This window comes from Amycolatopsis sp. CFH S0740 (assembly GCF_004522315.1).
Lineage (GTDB): Bacteria > Actinomycetota > Actinomycetes > Mycobacteriales > Pseudonocardiaceae > Amycolatopsis > Amycolatopsis nivea.
The window spans coordinates 99414-120655 of record NZ_SDLS01000007.1; the positions used below are offsets into that span (position 1 = coordinate 99414).

Sequence of the window (21242 nt, forward strand, 5' to 3'; positions counted from 1 at the left end):
CGACGATGGAAGGCTACCGGCTCTCCCCTCAGCAAAAGCGTGCCTGTCTGGTGCACCAGGCCGACCCGAGCGGTGTCTACCCGGCGCAGGCGCGCGCCGAAGTCGACGGGAACCTGGACCGCGAGCGGTTGCGCCGCGCCGTCGAAAGCGGGTGCCTGCGCCACGAAGCGCTGCGGACGGTGCTCCACCGGCCCGCGGGCATGGACTTGCCGATTCAGGTCATCCAGCCGACGCCGCGCGTGGCGTATGCGGTGCACGGCGGCACCGACCCGGCTGATCTGGCGCGAGCGCGCGCGGGCACGGATTTCGATCTCCCGGACGGTCCGCTCGTGCTGGCCGATCTGGTGCTGCTGTCCGATTCCCGGGCCGAACTGCTGCTGACGATGCCCGGCTGGCTGGTCGACGCGGTGTCCCTGCACGTCCTGCTGTCCGAGATCCGCGAGAGCTACGAGGGACGCTCGCAGCCCGAGGAACCGTTGCAGTACGCCGACGCCGCCGAGTGGCAGCACGATGTCCTGACCGCTCCCGAGACCGCCGGTGGCCGGGAGTTCTGGCAGACGCACCTCGCAGCGCTCCCGCCTGCCGAAGCGCTCCCCTGCGAGCGAACCGGTGCGGCGGAAGGCTTTCGCCCGGCGACCGTACCGGTCGAACTGCCCGCCGAAGTCGTCGCGCTCGCGCAGCAGCGGGAGTGGCCGCTCGACGCCGTGTTCGCCGCGGCATGGCAGGCATTGCTCACCCGGATGGCCGGCAGCGTCGTCCGGATCGCCTCGGCGGCGGCGAACCGGCCGCACGCGGAGATGCGGCACGCGGTCGGCTCGTACGTCCAGTGGCTGCCGCACGCCGCGGCGGCCGACCCGGCACAGACGTTCGCCGAGTCCGTCGCCGCGGTGGCGGATCAAACCCGAAAGCTCGCGGAAAACCAGGAATTCTTCGATGCGGCCGCGTTCGGCGAGACCCCGGCAGCGCGTGCCGGATTCGCCTGGACAGCGCTGCCGGCGCGGTCGGGCTGGCCGGTCGTTTTCGCGGTCGCACACCGCGAACCGTTCCCGGTCCTGCTCGACGGGATGCGCTGCGGCACAACGATCCGGCTGACGCTGCACCACGACACCGCCCGGCTGACCACCGGCGACGCGCGCCGGTTGGCAGCGATGTACGAGTGCTTGCTCGCCGCCGCGGTGCGGGAACCGGAGGCGCGGATCGAGTCGCTGCCGATGTCCCCGAGCGAAGAATCGCGCCGCGCGCTGGCCGCCGGGCTGCCCGCGTCCCCGGCCGCGGTTCCGGATCGCTGCGTGCACACGATGTTCGAGGAGCAAGCGGCGCTCCGGCCGGAGCAGACGGCGGTCGTCGCGGGAGAGGACCGGCTCACCTACCGGCAACTGAACGAGCGGGCGAACCGGATCGCGCACCGCCTGCGCCGGGCCGGCGTACGGCCGGAAGACCGGGTAGGCCTGGTGGCCGGGCGGGGAACCGGCTTGCTCGCCGGACTGCTGGGCGTGCTGAAATCCGGCGCGGCGTATCTGCCGGTCGACGCCGACCTGCCACCGGCCCGCCGCGACGCCCTGTTCGAGCAGGCCGGCGTGCGGCTGGTCCTGGCCGAAGGCGGTGCGGGCACGATCGACCCGGCCGACCCGAGCCTGGCCGGCGAACCGGCGACCGACCCGGTCGGCGGAGCGGGACTCGCCAACCTCGCGTACGTCGTCTTCACCTCCGGATCCACCGGCACGCCGAAGGGCGTCGCGGTCACGCACGACAGCCTCGCCCGCTATACGAGCGGCATCGCGGGCGTGCTGGATCTGCCCGCGGGCAGCGGGTACGGCATTGTCTCCACCTTCGCCGCCGACCTCGGGCACACCGTCGTCTACCCGTCGCTGTGCACCGGCGGCACGCTGCACGTCCTGTCCCGCGAGGTCGCCAACAGCCCGGCGCGGATGGCAGGCTACGCGGACCGGAACTTGATCGACTGCCTGAAGATCGTGCCGTCCCACCTGCGGGCGCTGCTGGACGGCCCGCGACCGGCGGCGGTCCTGCCGAAGCGACGGCTGGTCCTCGGCGGCGAGGCGCTGACCGCCGATCTGGTCCGGTCGGTACAGGAACTGGCGCCGGACTGCCGGCTGCTCAATCACTACGGCCCCACCGAAACGACCGTCGGCGTGCTCAGCCACGAAGTCGCCGCGGCGGACGACCCGGTGCCGCTCGGGCGGCCGCTCCCGCACGCCAGGGTGCATGTGCTGGACGACCGGCTCGACCTCGCTCCCTTGTGGACAGCAGGCGAGGTGTGCGTCGGCGGTCCCGCGACGGCCCGCGGCTACCTCGGCGACCCCGCGGCCACCGCCGAGCGGTTCGTGCCCGACCCCCGCCTGCCCGGCGAACGGCTTTACCGCACCGGGGACCTGGCGCGCCGGCGCGCCGACGGCACGCTGGTCTTCCTCGGCCGCGACGACGAACAGGTGAAGCTGCGCGGGTACCGGGTCGAACCAGCCGAGGCCGCCGCGGTGCTCCGCCGGCATCCGGACGTCCAGGACGCGGCCGTCGTGGTCCGCAGCGGCAACGGCGCGCCGCAGCTCGTCGGGTATGTCGTCTCCGGCGCCACCCCGGAAGTTCTGCAAGCGCACTGCGGCGCGCACCTGCCGTCCTACCTGGTCCCGTCAGCGATCGTGCCGATCGGCGCGATCCCGTTGACCGCCAACGGAAAGCTCGACCGCGCGGCGCTTCCCGAACCGGCAGGCGCCACCACGTACGCGCCGCCGGAATCCCCTGCGGAGGAGACTCTCGCCGCCATCTGGGCCGAACTTCTCCGCGTCGACCGAGTCGGCCGCCACGACGGGTTCTTCGCACTGGGCGGCGACTCGATCCTGGGCATCCAGGTGGTCTCGCGCGCGAACCAAGCCGGCCTCGCGGTGACGCCCCCGCTGCTGTTCCAGCACCCGACGATCGCCGCTCTCGCCGCTGCCTGCGCGACCGGCGCCGCGCCCGTCCGGGCGGAACAGGGACCGGTGACCGGACCTGTGCCTGCGACGCCGATCCAGCGCTGGTTCCTCGGCTTGGACTTGCCCGACCCGTCGCGGTACAACCAGACGATCTGCTTGCGCCCGCGGCAAAGCCTGCGTGCCGGGCCGCTGCGGTCCGCACTGCACGCGCTGGTCGTCCACCACGACGCGCTGCGGCTGCGCCTGACCCGGACCCCCGACGGCGATTGGACGCTGGACAACGCACCGATCGCCGAGCACGAACTGCTGCGCACCGCCGACGACCTCGAACCGGTCGTGGTGCACGCACAGCAGGACATCGACACCGCGTCCGGCTGCCTGCTCCGCGCCGTCCTCGCCGGCGACGGCGCCGCTCAGCGGCTGGTCCTGGTCGCACACCACCTCGGAGTCGACGGGGTGTCCTGGCGCATCCTGCTCGAAGACCTCGCGACCGCGTACCAGCAGGCAGCGGCAGGGCACCCGGTCCGGCTGCCCGCGAAAACCACCTCGTATCAGGAGTGGGCCGTGCGGACCGCGGAGCGGGCGCACGCCCACGACGCGGAAATCCCGTACTGGACGGACCTGCTGACCGCGGCGCGCAACGCCCAGATACCGCAGGACGAGTACCGCGCCGGCGGGCCAGGCACCTACGGCGAGAGCCGGACGGTCGCCGTGGAACTGGACGCTTCCGCCACCGAAGCCCTGCTCGGCCGGTCCGCGCAGACCTCGGTGCACGCCGCGGTGCTCGGTGCGCTCGGCCGAGTCCTGCACAAATGGACTGGGCAGCAAGCGGTCGTGGACGTCGAGGGCCACGGCCGGGACGTCCACGGGGCGGACTCCGACCTGAGCCGCACCGCCGGCTGGTTCACCACCATCCACCCCGTGCGGCTGACCTCCGACGGGGCCGCGCCCGCACCGTCCGGCGGGATTGGCTACGGCATCCTGCGCCACCTCCGCTCGGACACCGCCACCGCCCGTCTGCGCGCGCTGCCCAGCCCGGCGATCCGGGTCAACTACCTCGGCCGCGGAACCGGCTCCGCCGCCGGCGGATTGCTCGAGCTGATGCCCGACCGTCTCGGCCGCACGGCGGACCCGACGGCTCGGCGGCCGTACCTGCTCGACATCACCGCCGTCGAACTGTCCGGCCGGCTGAAGATGACCTGGGAGTACCGCCCAGCAGTTCACCGCGAGCAGACCGTCGCGACACTCGCCGGGGACTGCCTGCGCGAACTGGCCGCGGGCCCCGGCCCCGGCACCCGCGCGGAGCAGGGGCCTCGCTTCGCCGAGTCCGGCCTCGCCGAAGCGGACCTGGCCGAGCTCATGGACGAACTCGACACGCTGCCCGCCGAGGGGGACGCATGACCGGACAGCACGCCCGCATCGAGCGCATCTACCCGCTCTCGCCTCTGCAGCAGGGCATGGTGTTCCACGCCCTGTACGAACCGGGCAAGGACCCGTACGTGGAGCAGGTGTGCTGCACGCTGACGGGCGAACTCGACACGGCGGCGTTCCGGGACGCCTGGGCCCAGGTCATGGACCGGCACGCCGCGCTGCGCACCGCGTTCCGCTGGACTGGGCAGGCGCAGGCACGGCAGGTCGTGCACCGGCAGGTCGCGTTGCCGTGGACCGAATCCGACCTCGCCGGGCTCGGCGCGCACGAACAGGCCGCGGCCGTCGCGGAACTGGCCGAGCGGGACTGGGCCCGCGGCTTCGACCTCGCCCGCGCCCCGCTGTTCCGGCTGGCCTTGGCCCGGCTCGGCGAGCGGGAGCACCGTCTGGTGTGGACGAACCACCACGCGGTGCTGGACGGCTGGTCGCGTTCCCGGGTGTTCGGCGAAGTGATGACGCTCTACGGCGCCGCGGTCGCCGGACGGGACGCCGAGCTCGCGCCGGCGCCCGCTTTCGGCGACTACATCGCGTGGTACCAAGGGCTCGACCTCGCGCAGGCGGAGAAGTTCTGGCGCGACACGCTTTCCGGATTCAGCGCGGCCACCCCGCTGCCGTTCGGAACCGCCGAGGCGCGCGAGGGCACCGGCTCGGTGCGGCTCGACCTGTCCGAATCCGGCACGGCCGCGCTGCGCGCGCTCGGCCCCAGCCACGGGTTCACCGCCAACACTCTCGTCCAGGCCGCGTGGACGTTGCTGCTGGCGCGGCACAGCGGGCAGTCCGACGTCCTGTTCGGGGCGACCGTCGCCGGCCGGCCGCCGGGCCTCGCGCGCGTCGAGGACATGGTGGGGTTGTTCATCAACACCGTCCCGGTGCGCGTCCGGGCGACCGGCGAGTCCGTCGCCGAATGGCTCGGGGATCTTCAGCGGGCATTCGTCGAACTCCGCCAGTACGAGCACACGCCGTTGGCGGAGACGCGGCGGTGGGCCGAACTGCCCGGAAACAGCCCCCTCTTCGAAAGCCTGGTGGTCTTCGAGAACTACCCGCTGGACGAGCACACCGCAGGCAGTCCTCGAGTGGCCGGCGTCAGCTTCCGCGAGCAGACGCACTACCCGCTCACCCTCGTCTCGGCGCTCGCCGATCGGCTGACGCTGCGGCTGGCGTACGCGCGGAATCAGTACGACGAAGCGGGTGCGAGCGGATTGCTCGCCGAACTGAAGGACCTGCTGGCCGCGCTCGTCGCGAATCTCGACGCACCCGTCGCTGCGCTCGCTGCGCTCGCCGCGCTCGCGCCGGAGCGGGAAGCCGCCCTCCTCGCGAGCTGGAACCCCGCCCCGGCAGCGGTTTCCGCGGACGAAGGAACGCTGGTGGAACGCTTCCTCAGGCAGGCGCGCGAGCGGCCGGACGCCATCGCGGTGGTCTGGGGCGGGGAACAGTTCACCTACCGCGCGGTCGCACGCCGGGCCGCGGGGCTGGCAGAGCAGCTCCGCTCGGCCGGAGTCGGCCGCGAGGTGCTGACCGGGGTGCTCGTGGACCGCGGCCCGCAGCAGGTGATCGCCGTGCTGGCGTGTCACCTCGCCGGCGGAGCCTACGTGCCGCTGGACCCGGAGTATCCGCGGGAGCGGCTGGACTATCTGGTGTCCGACAGTCAGATCCCGACGCTGATCAGCACCGTCGACCTCGCCGACCGGATCCCGGACGGGCCGGCGGTGGTCTTCCTCGCCGGCACCGAAGCCGACCCGGCGCCGCCGCGGATCGACCCGGCCGACCTTGCGTACGTGATCTACACGTCCGGATCGACCGGAGAGCCCAAGGGCGTGCTGGTCCCGCATCGCAACGCGGCGCGCTTGTTCGACGCCACCCGCTCGTGGTTCGGCTTCGACGCCCGCGACGTGTGGAGCCTGTTCCACTCGGTCGCGTTCGACTTCTCGGTCTGGGAGCTGTGGGGCGCGCTGGCGCACGGCGGCCGCCTGGTGCTCGTGGACGACCTGACCCGGCGCACGCCCGCCGAGTTCGCCTGCCTCGCCGACCGGCAAGCGGTCACCGTGCTCAACCAGACTCCTTCGGCGTTCCTTCCGCTGACCGAGGTCGCCGGCGACCTGCCCAGCCTGCGCACGGTGGTCTTCGGCGGCGAAGCCCTGGCCGCCGACCGGTTGTCGCACTGGGCCGGGCTGCACGACCTGGACCGGCCCCGGCTGGTGAACATGTACGGCATCACCGAAACCACCGTGCACGTCACCGGGCACCCGGTCGGCGCGGCGGACCTCGACCCGGCCGCGGGCAGCGTCATCGGCCGTCCGATCCCGGACCTGCGCGTATACCTGCTTGACGAGAACCTGCGTCCGGTGCCGGCGGGCCGGACCGGCGAGCTTCACGTCGGCGGCGCCGGCCCGGCCCGCGGCTACCTTCGCCGCCCAGGGCTGACCGCGCAACGCTTCCTGCCCGATCCGTACGGCCCGGCCGGGACGCGCATGTACCGCACCGGCGACCTGGCGCGGGCGCTGCCTGATGGCACGTTCGTCTACCTCGGCCGCGCCGACGACCAGATCCAGGTCCGCGGCCACCGCGTCGAACCGGCCGAGATCGAGGCCGCATTGCGCGCCCATCCGCACGTGACCGGCGCGCACGTGCGGCTCCGCGACGATCAGCTCGTCGCGTATCTCACCGCCGGCGGCGAGGTCGGCGACCTGCGTGAGCACCTCGCGCGGCGCCTCCCCCGCCACCTCTTCCCGGCGCATTGCGTCGTGGTGGACGAGTTCCCGCTCACCGTGCACGGCAAGATCGACCCGGCGGCGCTGCCGGAACCCGGCCGCGAGCGGTCGGGAGTCGAGACGGCCGCACCGAGAACGCCGGTGCAGGAGGTCGTCGCCGGGGTCTGGCAACAGCTTCTCGGCGTCGAGAACGTCGGCATCCACGACGACTTCTTCGCGCTCGGGGGCCACTCCCTGATCGCCGCCCAGGTCCATGCCCGGCTCCGGGCGGTGTTCGGCGTCGACGTGCCGCTGCGGGTGCTGTTCGCGCATCCCACCGTCGCGGAACTCGCCGAGCACGTCGAAGCTCGCCGCGGCACGACCGCGGACCAGCGGCCGCCGCTGCGCGCGCAAGACCGCCCGGCGGACGTTCCGTTGTCGTTCGCACAGCAGCGCGCCTGGTTCTTCGAGCAGTGGGCTCCGGACAGCCCGCTCAACACGATCATCGCCGGCCTGCGGCTCACCGGCGTCCTCGACGTGGCAGCCGTTGCCGCGGGGCTGACCGTCATCGCCGCGCGCCATGAACCCCTGCGCACCGCTTTCGGCACCGGGGCCCCGTCGCAGGTGATCTCGCCGCCCGCGCCGGTGCCGTTGCCGGCGGTGGACCTCCGCCGCCTCGACCCGGCCCGGACCGCCGCGGTCGTCCGCGAGCTCGCCGCGTCCGAGGCCCGGCTGCGCTTCGACCTTCAGACCGGGCCGCTCGCCCGCGCTCGGCTGCTGCGCCTGGCCGAAGACGACCACGTGCTGTTGCTCGGCCTGCACCACACCATCGCCGACGGCCGTTCGCTCGAGGTCCTGCTGGCCGAATTGACCGAGCTGTACACCGCGCTCCGGGAACACCGCGAACCGGTGCTCCCGGAACTTCCCTTCCAGTACGCGGATTACACCCTGTGGCAACGGTCCTGGTTGGACAGTGCGACGCTGGAGCGGCAGCTCGCGCACTGGCGCGAGAACCTCGCCGGCGCGCCCGCGCTGCTCGAACTTCCCACCGACCGTCCGCGCCCTGCGGAGCTGGGATTCGACGGCGCGAGCCACGCGTTCACCGTGCCCGAACCGGTCCGGCAGATGCTGCACCAGGTGAGCCGGGAGATCGGCGCGACGCCGTTCATGACTCTGCTGGCCGCGTTCTCGCTGGTGCTGTCCCGCTACAGCGGCCAGGACGACATCGTGGTCGGCACGCCGATCGGACAGCGCCCCACCGAGGAAGCCGAACGGCTGATCGGGTTCTTCACCAACACCTTGGCCCTGCGCACCGATCTCAGCGGCAACCCGACCTTCGCGCAACTGGTCGCCCGGGTCCGCGAAGGGTGCCTGGACGCCTACGCCAACCAGGACGTGCCGTTCGAGCAACTGGTGGAAGAACTGCGTCCCGCACGGGACGCCAGCTACGCGCCGCTGGCCCAGGTGGGATGCGACTACCAGCGGGTGTCCTCGCCCGAACTCGGCTGGCCGGGCGTGCGCGTCCGGCCGCTTGACCCGCCGCCCGGCAACGGAACGGCGAAGTTCGACCTGGCGCTCGCCCTGGTCGAAAGCCCGGATTCGCTGACCGGCACGCTGATCTACAACACCGCGTTGTTCGAGCCGGCTACCGTCGAACGGATTGCCGTCGTGCTGCTCGACGCGCTCGCCGCCCTGACGACGGAGCCGAACCGGCGGCTGCGCGACGCGCCGCTGCTGTCCCCTGCCGACCACGACCTGCTGACCCGCCGGTGGAACCACACCCCGGCCCCCGCGGCGCCAGCCCTCGGATTCGCGGATCTCGTTGCCGCACAGGCCAAGCGCAGCCCGGACGCGGTCGCGGTCGCGATGGGCGGGCATCAGCTCACCTACGCCGCGCTCGACGCGCGCGCCACCCGGCTGGCCCAGCACCTGCGGGCCGCCGGAGCCGGACCGGACGTCCGCGTCGCGGTTTGCCTGGAGCGTTGTCCCGAACTGGTGATCAGCGTGCTGGGCATCATGAAGGCGGGCGCCGCCTACGTGCCGCTGGACCCGACGTATCCAGCCGACCGGCTGGCATACCTGGTCCAGGACAGCCGCGCGCAACTGCTGCTGTCGCAACGGGACCTGCTGGACCGGTTGCCTCGGCACGAGAACGTCCTGCTCCTCGACGAGCAGTGGCCTGCAATCCGCGCGGAGCGCGACGACACCCCGCTGCCGCCGGTTCCGCTCGACGCCGTCGCGTACGTCATCTACACCTCCGGCTCCACCGGCCGTCCAAAAGGGACGATGGTGCCGCACCGCGGCATCGCGGCGCTCGCCGACGCGCAGGCGGGCGCGCTGGAGGTCGGCAACGGGAGTCGCGTGTTGCAGTACGCGTCGCTGAGCTTCGACGCGTCCCTGCTGGAACTCGTCATGGCGCTGCCGTCCGGCGCGACGTTGTGCCTCGCGCCGCGCGAGCGGCCGCTCCCCGGCCCGGATCTCGTCCAGCTCCTGGACGAGCAAGCGGTCACCACGGTGATGCTGCCGCCGTCCGCGCTGGCGGTCACCCCGGACGCGGCGCTGCCGGCTCTGACCACCGTGACAGTCGGCGGCGAGGCGTGCTCGGCCGACCTGGTGCGCCGATGGGCCCCCGGCCGCCGGTTCCACAACCTGTACGGGCCCACCGAGGCGACCATCTGCACCGTCATGGCCGAATGCCTGCCGGGTGCGCCGGTGGCGATCGGCAGGCCGATCCCGGGCAGCACCGCGTACGTGCTCGACGCCGAGTTGCGTCCGGCGCCGATCGGCGTCCCCGGTGAGCTGTGCCTCGGCGGGGACGGCCTCGCCCATGGGTATCTTGGCCGGCCCGGCCTGACCGCGGACCGTTTCGTGCCGGACCCGTTCGGGCCGCCCGGTGCGCGGCTTTACCGCACCGGTGACCGGGTGCGGTTCCGTGCCGACGGGACGCTCGCGTTCCTGGGCAGGCTGGACGCCCAAGTCAAACTGCGCGGCTTCCGCATCGAGCCGGGCGAGATCGAAGCCGCGTTGCGGAGCGTCCCGGACGTGGCGGACGCGGCGGTGGTTCTGCGCGAGGACCAGCCGGGCGCGCCCCGGTTGGTCGGGTACGCGGTGGCGAACACCGGAGTCACGACTGACGAGCTGCGCGCGGCGTGCGCCCGCGATCTGCCGGAGTACATGGTCCCGGCCGCGTTCGTGGTTCTCGACGAGTTCCCGTCGCTGCCGAGCGGCAAGCTCGACCGCGGCGCGCTGCCCGCGCCCGGCGCGGACCGTCCGGAACTGGCGGTGTCGTACGCCGCGCCCTCCACCCGGACGGAGCGCACGATCGCCGACATCTGGGCGAAGGCGCTCGGGCTGGATCGAGTGGGCCGCGACGACGACTTCTTCGCCCTCGGCGGCGACTCGATCCTGAGCATCCAGGTGATCACCCAAGCAGCCAAGACGGGTCTGCGGATCAGCCACAAAATGCTCTTCCAGAACCGGACCGTGCGCGCCCTCGCGTCCGCCGTCGAAGAAGCGGCCCCGGCGGCGGCCGGCTCCGGCGCTCAGGACGCGGTGTCCGGCCTGGCCCGGCCGACTCCGATCCAGCAGTGGTTCCTGGACCAGCACCTGCCGACACCGGAGCACTACAACCAAGCGCTGCTGGTGCGTCCGCGCCGTCCGCTGCACACCGAAGCGCTCCGTGCGGCGCTGCGCGAAGTGGTTGCCCACCATGACGTCCTGCGGTTGCGCGTGACGTCCGGCACCACGCTGGACATCGCCGCCCTGTCGGACGCGGCGCCGGTCCAACTGACCGTCGCCGGACCGGCGGACGCGGAAACCATCGCCGAAACGGCCGCCGAGGCGCACGCGGGCATCGACCTGTCCGCGGGCTGCCTGCTTCGCGCTGTCCACATCAGACTCGCGGACAGCGAACGGCTGCTGCTGGTGGCTCACCACCTCGCCGTGGACGGCGTTTCCTGGCGGATTCTTCTGGAGGACTTGGCCACCGCTTATCATCAAGCGCTGCGCGGTGCGCCGCTCGCGCTCCCGGCCAAGACCACCGCCTTCCGGGACTGGGCCGCCGGTCTGGCCGAGCACGCGAACCACCCCGAGATCAGCGTCCAGATTCCCTATTGGACAGACGTGCTGGTCGACGCGCGGACCCCAGCCCTGCCGACCGACGCGGACCTCGACCCGGCGGGCGACACCTATGCCGCCGCCGGTTCGGTGACCGCCGAGCTCGACGCCACCGCCACCGAAGACCTGCTCCGCTCCTCCGGCCCGGCCAGCGCGCACGAACTGCTGCTGACCGCGCTCGGCCGCGCACTCTGCGACTGGACCGGAAGCGACCGGGCGGTGGTGGACGTGGAAAGCCACGGCCGGGACGCCTTGTCCGGCATGGCCGGGACCGCCGACCTGACCCGCACGGTCGGCTGGTTCACCGCGATCTACCCGCTCGTCCTTCCGGTCACCGGACCGCCGCGGACTGCGGTGCGCAACGTCCGCGAAGCGATCCGCGCGCTGCCGGACGGCGGTCTGGGCTACGGGCTGCTGCGGCACGGACGCTCCGACGCCGCGACCGAGCGGCTGCGCGCGCTGCCCGGACCGGAGGTGTGTTTCAACTATCTCGGCCAGGTGGACCAGTCCTTCGCGGGCGACTCGCCGTGGCTGCCCGCGGAAGAAGACACCGGGCCCGGCCAGTCGCCGGACGTCCCGAGGCGGTACCTGATCGACGTGGTTGCGCTGGTCGCCGACGGCCGCCTCCGGATCACCGTGACGCACGGCGCGCTGCACCGGCGCGAGACGGTGGCCGGCTTGCTCGACGCGCTCCGCGCGCACCTGCGCACGTTGCTGGCCGCCGTCCGGTCCGGATCCGGCGACGCGCTCGTGCCGGCGGACTTCCCCTTGGCCGACCTGGATCCGGCAGCGCTCGACCGCCTCGCCGCCGCGACCGACGGCGCGGTGGAAGACGTCTACCCGCTTTCGCCGATGCAGGAAGGGATGCTGTTCCATACCGTCCGCGAGGACGGGCCCGGCTCGTACGTGGTGCAGATGGCCGCCCGGCTGACCGGGAAGGTCGACCCCCGCCGGTTCCGCGCCGCCTGGCAGCGGGTGCTGAACCGGCACGCGGCGCTGCGCACGTCGTTCCACTGGGACCGGCTGCACCGTCCGCTCCAGGTCGTGCACCACACTGTGCCCGTCGCCGTCGACACGGTGGACTGGCGGGCGCTGGACCGCGCGGAACAGGTCGTGCGCAGCGCGGAATTCCTGGCCGCCGACCGGGAACGCGGGTTCTCCCTCACCCGGCCGCCGCTCATCCGCCTCACCCTGCTCCGGCTGGCCGACGAGGAGTGGGAACTGGTCTGGACCCATCACCACCTGTTGCTGGACGGCTGGTCGATGCCGCTGGTCGTGCGCGAGCTGTTCGGCTGGTACGAAGCGCTCGACGACGGCGCCCCGGCGGTTCCGGCCGCTCCCGCCCGCCCGTACCGGGACTACATCGCGTGGCTGCGGGACCAGGACCCGGCGGAGGAGTTCTGGCGCGCACGGCTCGGCGGCTTCGCCGCCGCCACTCCGCTTCCGGCGCGCACACCCGGCAGAACCGGGAACGGGTACCGCACCGCGGAGATCCGGCTTCCCGAGGACGCGACCGAACGACTGCGGCAGTTCACCCGCGACCTGGGCATCACGACCAGCACACTGGTGAACGCCGTCTGGGCGGTGCTGCTCGGCCGGCACAGCGGGGAGGAAGACGTCGTGTTCGGCGTGACGGTCGCCGGCCGCCCGCCGGAACTGCCCGGCGTCGAGTCGATCGTCGGCCTGTTCATCAACACGCTGCCCGCGCGCGTCCGCCTGCCCCGGCGGCAGCCGGTCGGCGAGTGGCTGCGAGAGCTGCACCAAGACCTGCTGGAAATGCAGAGCAACGCCTACAGCCCGTTGGTGCGGATGCAGGCCTGCAGCGCGGTGCCGCGCGGCAGCAGCCTGTTCGAAAGCATCGTCGTGTTCGAGAACTACCCGGTGGACGAAGCCGCGGGCCAAGCCCTCACCGGGGTCGAAGCACGCCAGGTGCACGCCGTCGAGCAGACCGACTATCCGCTGACCTTCAGCTCCGCTCCCGGCCCGCGGCTGCTGCTGTCGCTGCTCTACGACAACGGCCGCTACAGCGCGGATGCGGCCGAAGAGCTGCTCGCCCAGCTGCGGCACCTGCTGGCCGAGTTCGCGAAACACCCCGGTCGACCGGTCGGCCAAGTGTCCGTTTTGGACGACAACGCGCGCTGGGCGGTGCTGTCCCAAGGGATTTCCCAGGTCTCCCCGGCGTCCCAGGAGCGTCCGCTGCACCGGCTGGCCGAGGAGCACGCCGAGCGCACGCCGGATGCGGTCGCGGTGGTCGCCGACGACCGGCAGCTCACCTGTCGTGCGCTGAACGCACGCGCGAATCAGCTGGCCCGGGTGCTGCGGCGGCACGGCGTCGGTCCGGAGACACGGGTCGGGCTGCTGCTCGACCGCGCCCCCGGCCTGCTGGTCGGGTTGCTGGCGGTGCTCAAAGCCGGCGGCGCGTACGTGCCGCTCGACCCGGACGCGCCTGCGGACCGGAATCACCGGCTGATCGGCGACGCCGGAATCCGGCTGCTGGTGTCCGACCAGGACCTGAGCGATGCGCCCGTGCCGGCAATCCCGGTCAGCGCCGGCGGTTCCGAGTCCGCGGAGAACCTTCCCGGCACGACCTTGCCGGACAGCCTCGCCTACGTCGTGCACACCTCCGGTTCGACCGGACGTCCGAAGGGCGTGCAGGTCAGCCACCGCAACCTGAGCGCCGCCGCGGCCGCCTGGCGCACTGCGTACGCGCTGTCCGAAGAGGATCGGCACCTCCAGATGGCGGGCGTGACGTTCGACGTGTTCACCGGCGACGTCACCCGCGCGCTGAGTTCAGGCGCGGCTCTCGTGCTGTGCCCGCGCGAACTGCTGCTCGACCCGGCCGCGCTGGCCCGGATCCTGGACGAGCAGCAGATCACCGCGGCCGAGTTCGTGCCAGTGGTGCTCCGGCACGCAGTGGAGGCCGTGCAGTCGTCCGGCGGCCGGTTGCCCGCACTGCGGTTGCTGGTGTCCGGCGCGGACGCTTGGCCGGCGCGCGATCGCGCGGCCGCCGCGCGGATCGGCGGCGAGCACACCCGTGTCATCAACTCCTACGGCGTCACCGAAGCCACTGTCGACAGCACGTGTTTCGACGGCGATCTCACCGAGGCCGGCGACGCGCTCGTCCCGGTCGGCCGTCCGCTCGGCGCTACCAGGGTGTACGTACTGGACCGGTCCGGCGCGCCGGCGCCGCTCGGCGCGCCCGGCGAACTCCACCTCGGCGGACCGCAGGTGGCCCGCGGGTACGCGGGTCTGCCCGGCCTGACCGCTGAGCGGTTCGTGCCCGATCCGTGGGGCGGTCCGGGCGACCGGCTCTACCGCACCGGCGACCGGGCCCGCTGGCGCCCTGACGGCGAACTGGAGTTCCTCGGCCGTCTCGACGAGCAGGTGAAGCTGCGCGGCGTGCGGATCGAACCAGGCGAGGTGGAGGCGGCGCTCGCCGCGCATCCGGCCGTGCGCGCCGCGGCCGTCGCGGTCCGGGCCGATGCTCGCGGGGAACCCCGGTTGGCCGGTTACGTCGTCGCGGACCGCGACGACGCTCTGCTGGCGGAAGTCCGCGCGACGGCTGCGCGACGGCTGCCCGCGTCGATGATGCCCTCCGTTCTCGTGGTTCTGGACGCCTTGCCCCTGACCGCGAACGGAAAGCTCGACCGGTCCGCGTTGCCTGCCCCGGAGGCGCCCGAAGCCACCGAGGATTACGACCCCCCGGAAACGGCCGCCGAACGCGCGCTCGCCGAGGTCTGGGCGAAAGTGCTCGGCGTGCCGCGAGTGTCGGCGACCGACAGCTTCTTCGCCCTCGGCGGCGATTCGATCGTCAGCCTTCAGGTCGTGGCCCGGACCCGCGCCGCGGGCTGGGCCGTCAGCCCGAAGCAGGTGTTCGACCACCAGACTGTCCGGGCGCTGGCGGCGGTCGCGGTCCCGGCCTCGCCCGCGTCGCACGCCGAGCAAGGCGTGGTGAGCGGCTCGCTACCGCTCACTCCGGTCCAGGCGACGTTCTTCGCCGAACAGCACCCGGCCCCGCACCACTACAACCAAGCGGTGCTGCTCCGTGCGCGCGGTCCGATCGACACCGAAGCCCTCGAACGGGCGTTGCGCCTGGTGGTCCGACATCACGACGCGTTGCGGATGCGATTCCGGCGCACCGAAGACGGCTGGGCGCAAGAGCAGGCCGGGCTGTCCGGACTGCCGGCGCGACTGCTCACCGTGGAAGACCTCGTCGCGGCCGACGATCCCGCCGCGGCGGTCGAGGCCCGCGCCGCCGCCGCGCAGCGCACCCTCGACCTCGACGCCGGGCTGCTTCTGCGCGCGGTGTGGTTCGACCTCGGCACCGACCGTCCCGGCCGGTTGCTGCTCGCGGTGCACCACCTCGCGATCGACGGCGTCTCGTGGCGAATCCTGCTGGAGGACTTGGCCCACGCGTACACCCGGGAGCGCGACGGGGCTCCGGTCGAGCTGCCGCCCAAGACCACGGCGTTCCGGGACTGGGCGCGGGCGCTCGCCGAACACGCGCACAGCGACGAGATCGGCGCGCAGACCGGCCACTGGCTCTCCGTCGCGCGAGCAGGGGCCGAATCCGGTCTCCCGCTGGACCTGCTGCCCGAGGCGGACGAGGGTCTGGAGGACGTCAACACCCGGGCCCAGCTGGCCGCGGTGACCCGCGAACTGGACGAGGAAACGACCCGGCTCCTGCTGCACGAGGTGCCCCCGGCATACCGGGCCCGGATCGACGAGGTGCTGGTGACCGCGGTCAGCTCCGCGATCGCGGGCTGGGCGGGCGAGCCCTCGGTGCTGGTGGACCTGGAAGGCCACGGGCGCGAGGATTTCGGGGCCGCGCTGGACGTCTCCCGCACCGTCGGGTGGTTCACGAGCGTCTACCCGGTCCTGCTGACGCCCGATCCGCACGACCCGGCGGCCGCGCTGCGGCACGTCGGGCAGCGGATGCGTGAGGTGCCGCAGCGCGGCCTCGGCTACGGCCTGATCCGCCATTCGCGCACCGGAGACCCCGCCGCGGCACAACTGGCGGACCTGCCGTCCGCGGCGGTCTGCTTCAACTACCTCGGACGGCTGGACGCCGGATTCGGCGGGGCCGGGCCGTGGGAGCCGGCCGCCGAACCGGAAGGTCCGGGCCAGGACGCCCGCGCACCCCGGCCGTACCTGCTGGAGGTCGACGCCATGGTGCTTTCCGGGCGGTTGCGGTTCACCTGGTCCTACAGCGACCGCCTGCACACCGAGGCGACCGCCGCCGGGCTCGCCGACAACTGCGTCGCCCTGCTGCGGACCCTGGTCGAGCGCCGCCGCGACGCGGAGGCGGCGGGCTGGCCGGCCCCCGACGTGACCGGGGTCGCCTTAGCCCCCGGCGAGCTGGACGACCTGCTCGCCGGTTTCCGGACGCCATGACGATCTCCCCAGGAGCGCCGCCAGCGATGCCCGAGCAGACCACCGTCGAGAGCATTCACCCGCTGTCCCCGCTGCAGCAGGGCATGTTGTTCCACGCCCTCTACTCCCCGCACGACGACGTCTACGTCGAGCAGTTCAGCTGCCGCTTCGACGGGCCGCTGGACGTGCCGGCGTTCCGCGCCGCCTGGACGGGCGTCGTGGCTCGGCATCCAGCGTTGCGCACGTCGTTCCACTCTCTCGAAGGCGAGCAGCCGGTGCAGGCGGTGCACCGCGCCTTCGAGCTGCCGTGGACCGAACACGACTGGCGGACCGTCGAACTCGCTCCGGACCGCCTGCCTGAGTTCCTCGCCGCGGACCGGGCGGCGGGCATCGACCCGGCCGCGCCGCCGCTCCACCGGTTCTCGCTGCTGCGGGTGGCCGACGACGCGTACGTGTTCGTGTGGACGCACCACCACCTGCTCCTGGACGGCTGGTCCATGCCGCTGGTGCTGAGCGAAGTGGCCGCGAGGTACGCGGCGCTGCGCCGCGGCGAGGACGCGGACCTCCCGCCGGTGCGGCCCTATCAGGACTACCTGACCTGGCTGGCCGAGCAGAATCAGGCGAAAATCGAGGAGTTCTGGCGCACTCGCCTCAGCGGGTTCGCCACCGCCACCCCGTTGCCGCTGCGCGCCGCGGAAGCGGTGCCGGCGCAAGGATTTCTCTCCGTCGAAGAAGTGTTTTCCGAGGAGTCGACGGCGAAGCGGATCGCAACCGCACAGGCCGGCGGGCTCACCATCGGCACCGTCGTACAAGCAGCGTGGTCCTTGGTGCTCGCCCGGTTCAGCGGCGTCTCGGACGTCGTGCACGGCGCCACGACTTCCGGTCGTCCGCCGGAACTGCCGGGCGTGGAAGACATCGTGGGCATGTTCATCAACACGCTTCCCGTACGCGCCCGGGTCGAGGGCCGGCGGCCGGTCTTGGAATGGCTGCGCGAAACACAGGCGGACTTCGCCGCCGCACGCGGGCACGAGCACATCTCCCTGGTGCGTGCGCAAGGCTGCAGCGATGTGCCGCGCGGCGAGCCGCTGTTCGAAAGCCTCGTCGTGGTCGAGAACTTCCCGATCACCGCCGCGGCGGACAACGCTTTCGACGGCGTCGCTGTCACCTCGGTCCAGGCCACCGAACAGACCAGCTACCCGCTGACGGTCGTTGCGCTGCCGGGGCGTTCGTTGCGGTTGCGGCTGCTGTGCGACCGGCGCTGGTACACCGAAGAGACCGCCCGCGCGGTCGTCGGGGCGCTGCGAGCCGCGGTGACGGGCCTGCTCGAAAACCTGGACCGGTGCGTGAACGACGTGCCGATCATGTCCGACGACGCAGCAGCGGCACTGGTCCGGAAGTGGAACGCCACCCGCGGCGACTACCCGCGCGACCACAGCGTGCCCGCTCTGGTCGCGGAACAAACTGCACGCACCCCCGACGCCGTAGCGGTCGTGCACGGCGAACAGCACCTCACCTACCGCGCGCTGGCCGCCCGCGCCGCCCGCCTGACTGGCGCGTTGCGCGCGCTGGGCGTCACGCCGGGTTCCTGCGTGGGCGTCTTTCTCGAGCGCTCCTCCGAACTGATCACCGCATTGCTCGGCACTCTCCGTGCCGGTGCGGCGTACGTCCCGCTCGCTCCTTCCTACCCGGCACAGCGCCTGGCGTTCATGGCTGAGGACAGCGGAACCTCCGTCGTTCTCACCGTAAAAGAGTTGCAGCACAACGTTCCAGACGGAGTGCGCACCCTGCTCCTGGACGATCCCCGAACCTGGCCGACCGGCGACGAAGCGGCGGTCACGGCAACCGCGAATGCGCCCGCGTACGTGATGTACACGTCCGGTTCCACCGGAACTCCCAAGGGCGTCACAGTCCCCCACCGGGCGATCGTCCGGCTCGTCCGCGACACCGATTACGCTTCGCTGCGAGCCGACGACCGGATCGCCTTCGCGGCTACCACCGCCTTCGACGCGGCGACCTTCGAGCTGTGGGGAGCCTTGCTGTCCGGTGCCGCAGCGGTGGTCGTGGCGAAACAGCAGGCACTGGACCCGGTCGGCTACGCGGCGCTGATCCGCGAGCAGGCGATCACGACGCTGTTCATGACCACCGCGTTGTTCAACCAGTTCGCCGCAGGCGCGCCGGACGCGTTCGCGCCGATGCGCCAGGTGCTTTTCGGCGGTGAGGCCGTAGATCCGGCCGCTGTCCGCACGGTGCTCGCCGCTGGCGCGCCGCGGCGCCTCCTGCACGTCTACGGCCCGACCGAGAGCACCACCTTCGCGACCTGGCACGTGGTCGACGCCGTGGGCGATCAGGACCGCACAGTGCCGATCGGCACTGCGATCGCCAACACCACCGCGTACGTGCTCGACCGTGCGGCTCGGCCGGTGCCGGCAGGCGCGGCCGGCGAACTGTGCCTCGGCGGAGACGGCCTGGCGCACGGCTACCGCGGTCACCCTGCACAGACCGCGGACCGTTTCCTGCCGGATCCGTTCGGGCCGCCGGGAAGCCGGCTCTACCGCACCGGCGACTTGGTCCGCACCCACGCCGACGGCGCGATCGTCTTCCTCGGCCGCACCGATCACCAGGTCAAGCTGCGCGGCTTCCGGATCGAACTGGACGAGGTGGCCGCCGCCCTGCGCGCAGCCGACTCGGTCGCCGACGCAGCAGTCCTGCTCCGCGAGGACGTCCCCGGCAATCCGCAGCTCGTCGCGTATGTGACCGGAGCCCCGCCGCTGGCCGAACTGCGCGCCCACTGCGCCCGCACGATGCCCGACCACATGATCCCCGCCGTGTTCGTGCCGATGCCGAGCCTTCCCTTGACGGACAACGGAAAGCTGGACCGCAAGGCCCTCCCCGCACCCGAGTGCCGCGCCGACGACCCCGACCCCGGCTATGTCGCGCCGCGTCCGGGCACCGAGGAACTGGTCGCCGAACTGTGGGCGCACGTACTGCACGTCGACCGGGTGAGCCGGGACGCCAATTTCTTCGATCTCGGCGGACATTCGCTGACCGCGACTCAGTTGCAGACCCGGCTGCGCCGCGCGTTTGCCGCGGACGTGCCGCTCCGCGCCATCTTCACGGCCGCCGACCTCGCCGGTCTCTCCGCTGAAATCGACGCGCTGCGCCGCGACCAGGCCGTCGCGTCGGAGCCTCCGCGCCCGGTCGACCGAACCACGCCGTTGCCGCTGTCATTCCCCCAGCGGCGGCTGTGGTTCCTCGAACAGTGGGAACCGGGCACCGCGCTCTACCACATTTCCGGCGCGCTTCGGCTGCGCGGGAGACTCGACGTGCCCGCGCTGCGCGCTGCCTGGCAGGCCGTCGTCGACCGGCACGAAGTACTGCGCACCCACGTGTCCGCGACGTCAGCGGACGACCCCCGGCAGACCGTGGCCTCGCGGATGCCCGCCGCTATCCCCGTGGTCGACCTGACCGCCGCAGAAGCGCGGGAAGTCGTGCGAGCCGTGCTCGAAACGCCGTTCCGACTCACCGAGGGCCCGTTGTGGCGGCTGATGCTGGTCCGCACGAGCCCGGAGGAGCACATCTTCGCGCTCTGTCTGCACCATCTGATCGCCGACGGCGAGTCCATCGGCTTGCTCCTGCACGAACTCGGCGCGCAGTACCGGGCGCGCGGCCGCGCGGATCTGCCCGCGCTGCCCGTGCAGTACGGCGATTACGCGGCATGGCAGCACCGCACCCTTACCGACGACCGGCTCGCCGCGGACCTCTCCTACTGGCGCAAGACGCTCAGCGGGCTCCCGTCCGTCACCCTTCCCACGGACCGGCCGCGCTCGGCCGACGCCGGTGCCGAGGCCGCCCGCTGCGCCGTCGCGCTTCCGTCCGAAGTGGACGGAAGGCTCGGCGCGCTCTGCCGGCAGGCGGGCGTGACCCGGTTCATGGCGCTGTACGCGGCCTTCGCCGCCGCGCTGGCCCAGACTCGCGACCTCTCCGAGGTCGTGGTCGGCACCCCGACCGCCAACCGCGACCACCAGGAGCTGGAGGGACTGATCGGGTTCTTCGTGAACACCCTGGTGCTGCGGCTGGACCTCGGCGGCGACCCGGCGTTCCGGGACCTGCTCGGACGCACCCGGGAAACCTGCCTCGGCGCCTACGCGCACCAGGCGGTCCCGTTCGAGCGCCTCGTGACCGAACTGGCCCCGGACCGCGCCGCCGGCCGCCTGCCGCTGTTCCAGACCTGGTTCGTCGTGCAGGACGCGCCGGCCGCGGCCGAGGCGTTCCCCGGCATCGAGGTGTCGCCGGCAGGCGACCCGGACCGGCTCGCGCGTTACGACCTGCGGCTCGACGTGCAGCGGTCCGGCGGCGAAACGCGCGCGGTGTTCGAGTACAAGTCCGCCCTGTTCGAACCGGCGGCGATCGCGCGGCTGGCCCGCCGGTTCGTCACCGTGCTCGAACTGGTCACCGCCGACCCGGAGATCCGGTTGTCGGCGGTGACCCGCCGGCTGGCCGAGTCCGAAGACCGGCTGCGCCGCGAACGCAAGAACGGGATGAGCCTCGCCGGGCTGCACCGGCTCAAGAACACCCGGCGCGCGGACGCCCCGGAGCGAAGGGGCCGCACATGAGCGCGACTGCCTGCCCGGTACCGCGCCCGAACCTCGGCCCCGTGACCGGTGAAAGCCGCGTTCGCCGCCGTCCCGCCCCTAGCCCTGCCCAGGGGCCC

General features: G+C 72.6%; 3 protein-coding genes. All 3 read left to right on the top strand.

Annotated features, from left to right (window positions below; translation table 11 throughout):
* Nucleotides 1-5: 5 nt before the first annotated feature.
* Genes EIZ45_RS14630 through EIZ45_RS14640 form a run of 3 tightly spaced genes read left to right on the top strand, consistent with a single transcriptional unit; the run spans nt 6 to nt 21144 of the window.
* On the top strand, nt 6-4328 hold the full coding sequence (locus EIZ45_RS14630) for a non-ribosomal peptide synthetase (protein ID WP_167756450.1): 4323 nt from the start codon (nt 6-8) through the stop codon (nt 4326-4328).
* Nucleotides 4325-16552, top strand: a complete 12228-nt coding sequence (locus EIZ45_RS14635) for a non-ribosomal peptide synthetase (RefSeq protein WP_134662800.1) — start codon at nt 4325-4327, stop codon at nt 16550-16552. The genes EIZ45_RS14630 and EIZ45_RS14635 overlap by 4 nt, the downstream gene beginning before the upstream one ends.
* A 26-nt stretch (nt 16553-16578) precedes the next feature.
* A complete protein-coding gene (locus EIZ45_RS14640) occupies nt 16579-21144 on the top strand; it encodes a non-ribosomal peptide synthetase (protein WP_167756451.1) in 4566 nt (1521 codons plus the stop codon).
* The last annotated feature ends 98 nt before the right edge of the window (nt 21145-21242 follow it).

Coding starts and splice junctions, on each gene's coding strand:
- EIZ45_RS14630 (WP_167756450.1), top strand. CDS start 6: ATGGAAGGCTACCGGCTCTCCCCTCAGCAAAAGCGTGCCTGTCTGGTG.
- EIZ45_RS14635 (WP_134662800.1), top strand. CDS start 4,325: ATGACCGGACAGCACGCCCGCATCGAGCGCATCTACCCGCTCTCGCCT.
- EIZ45_RS14640 (WP_167756451.1), top strand. CDS start 16,579: ATGCCCGAGCAGACCACCGTCGAGAGCATTCACCCGCTGTCCCCGCTG.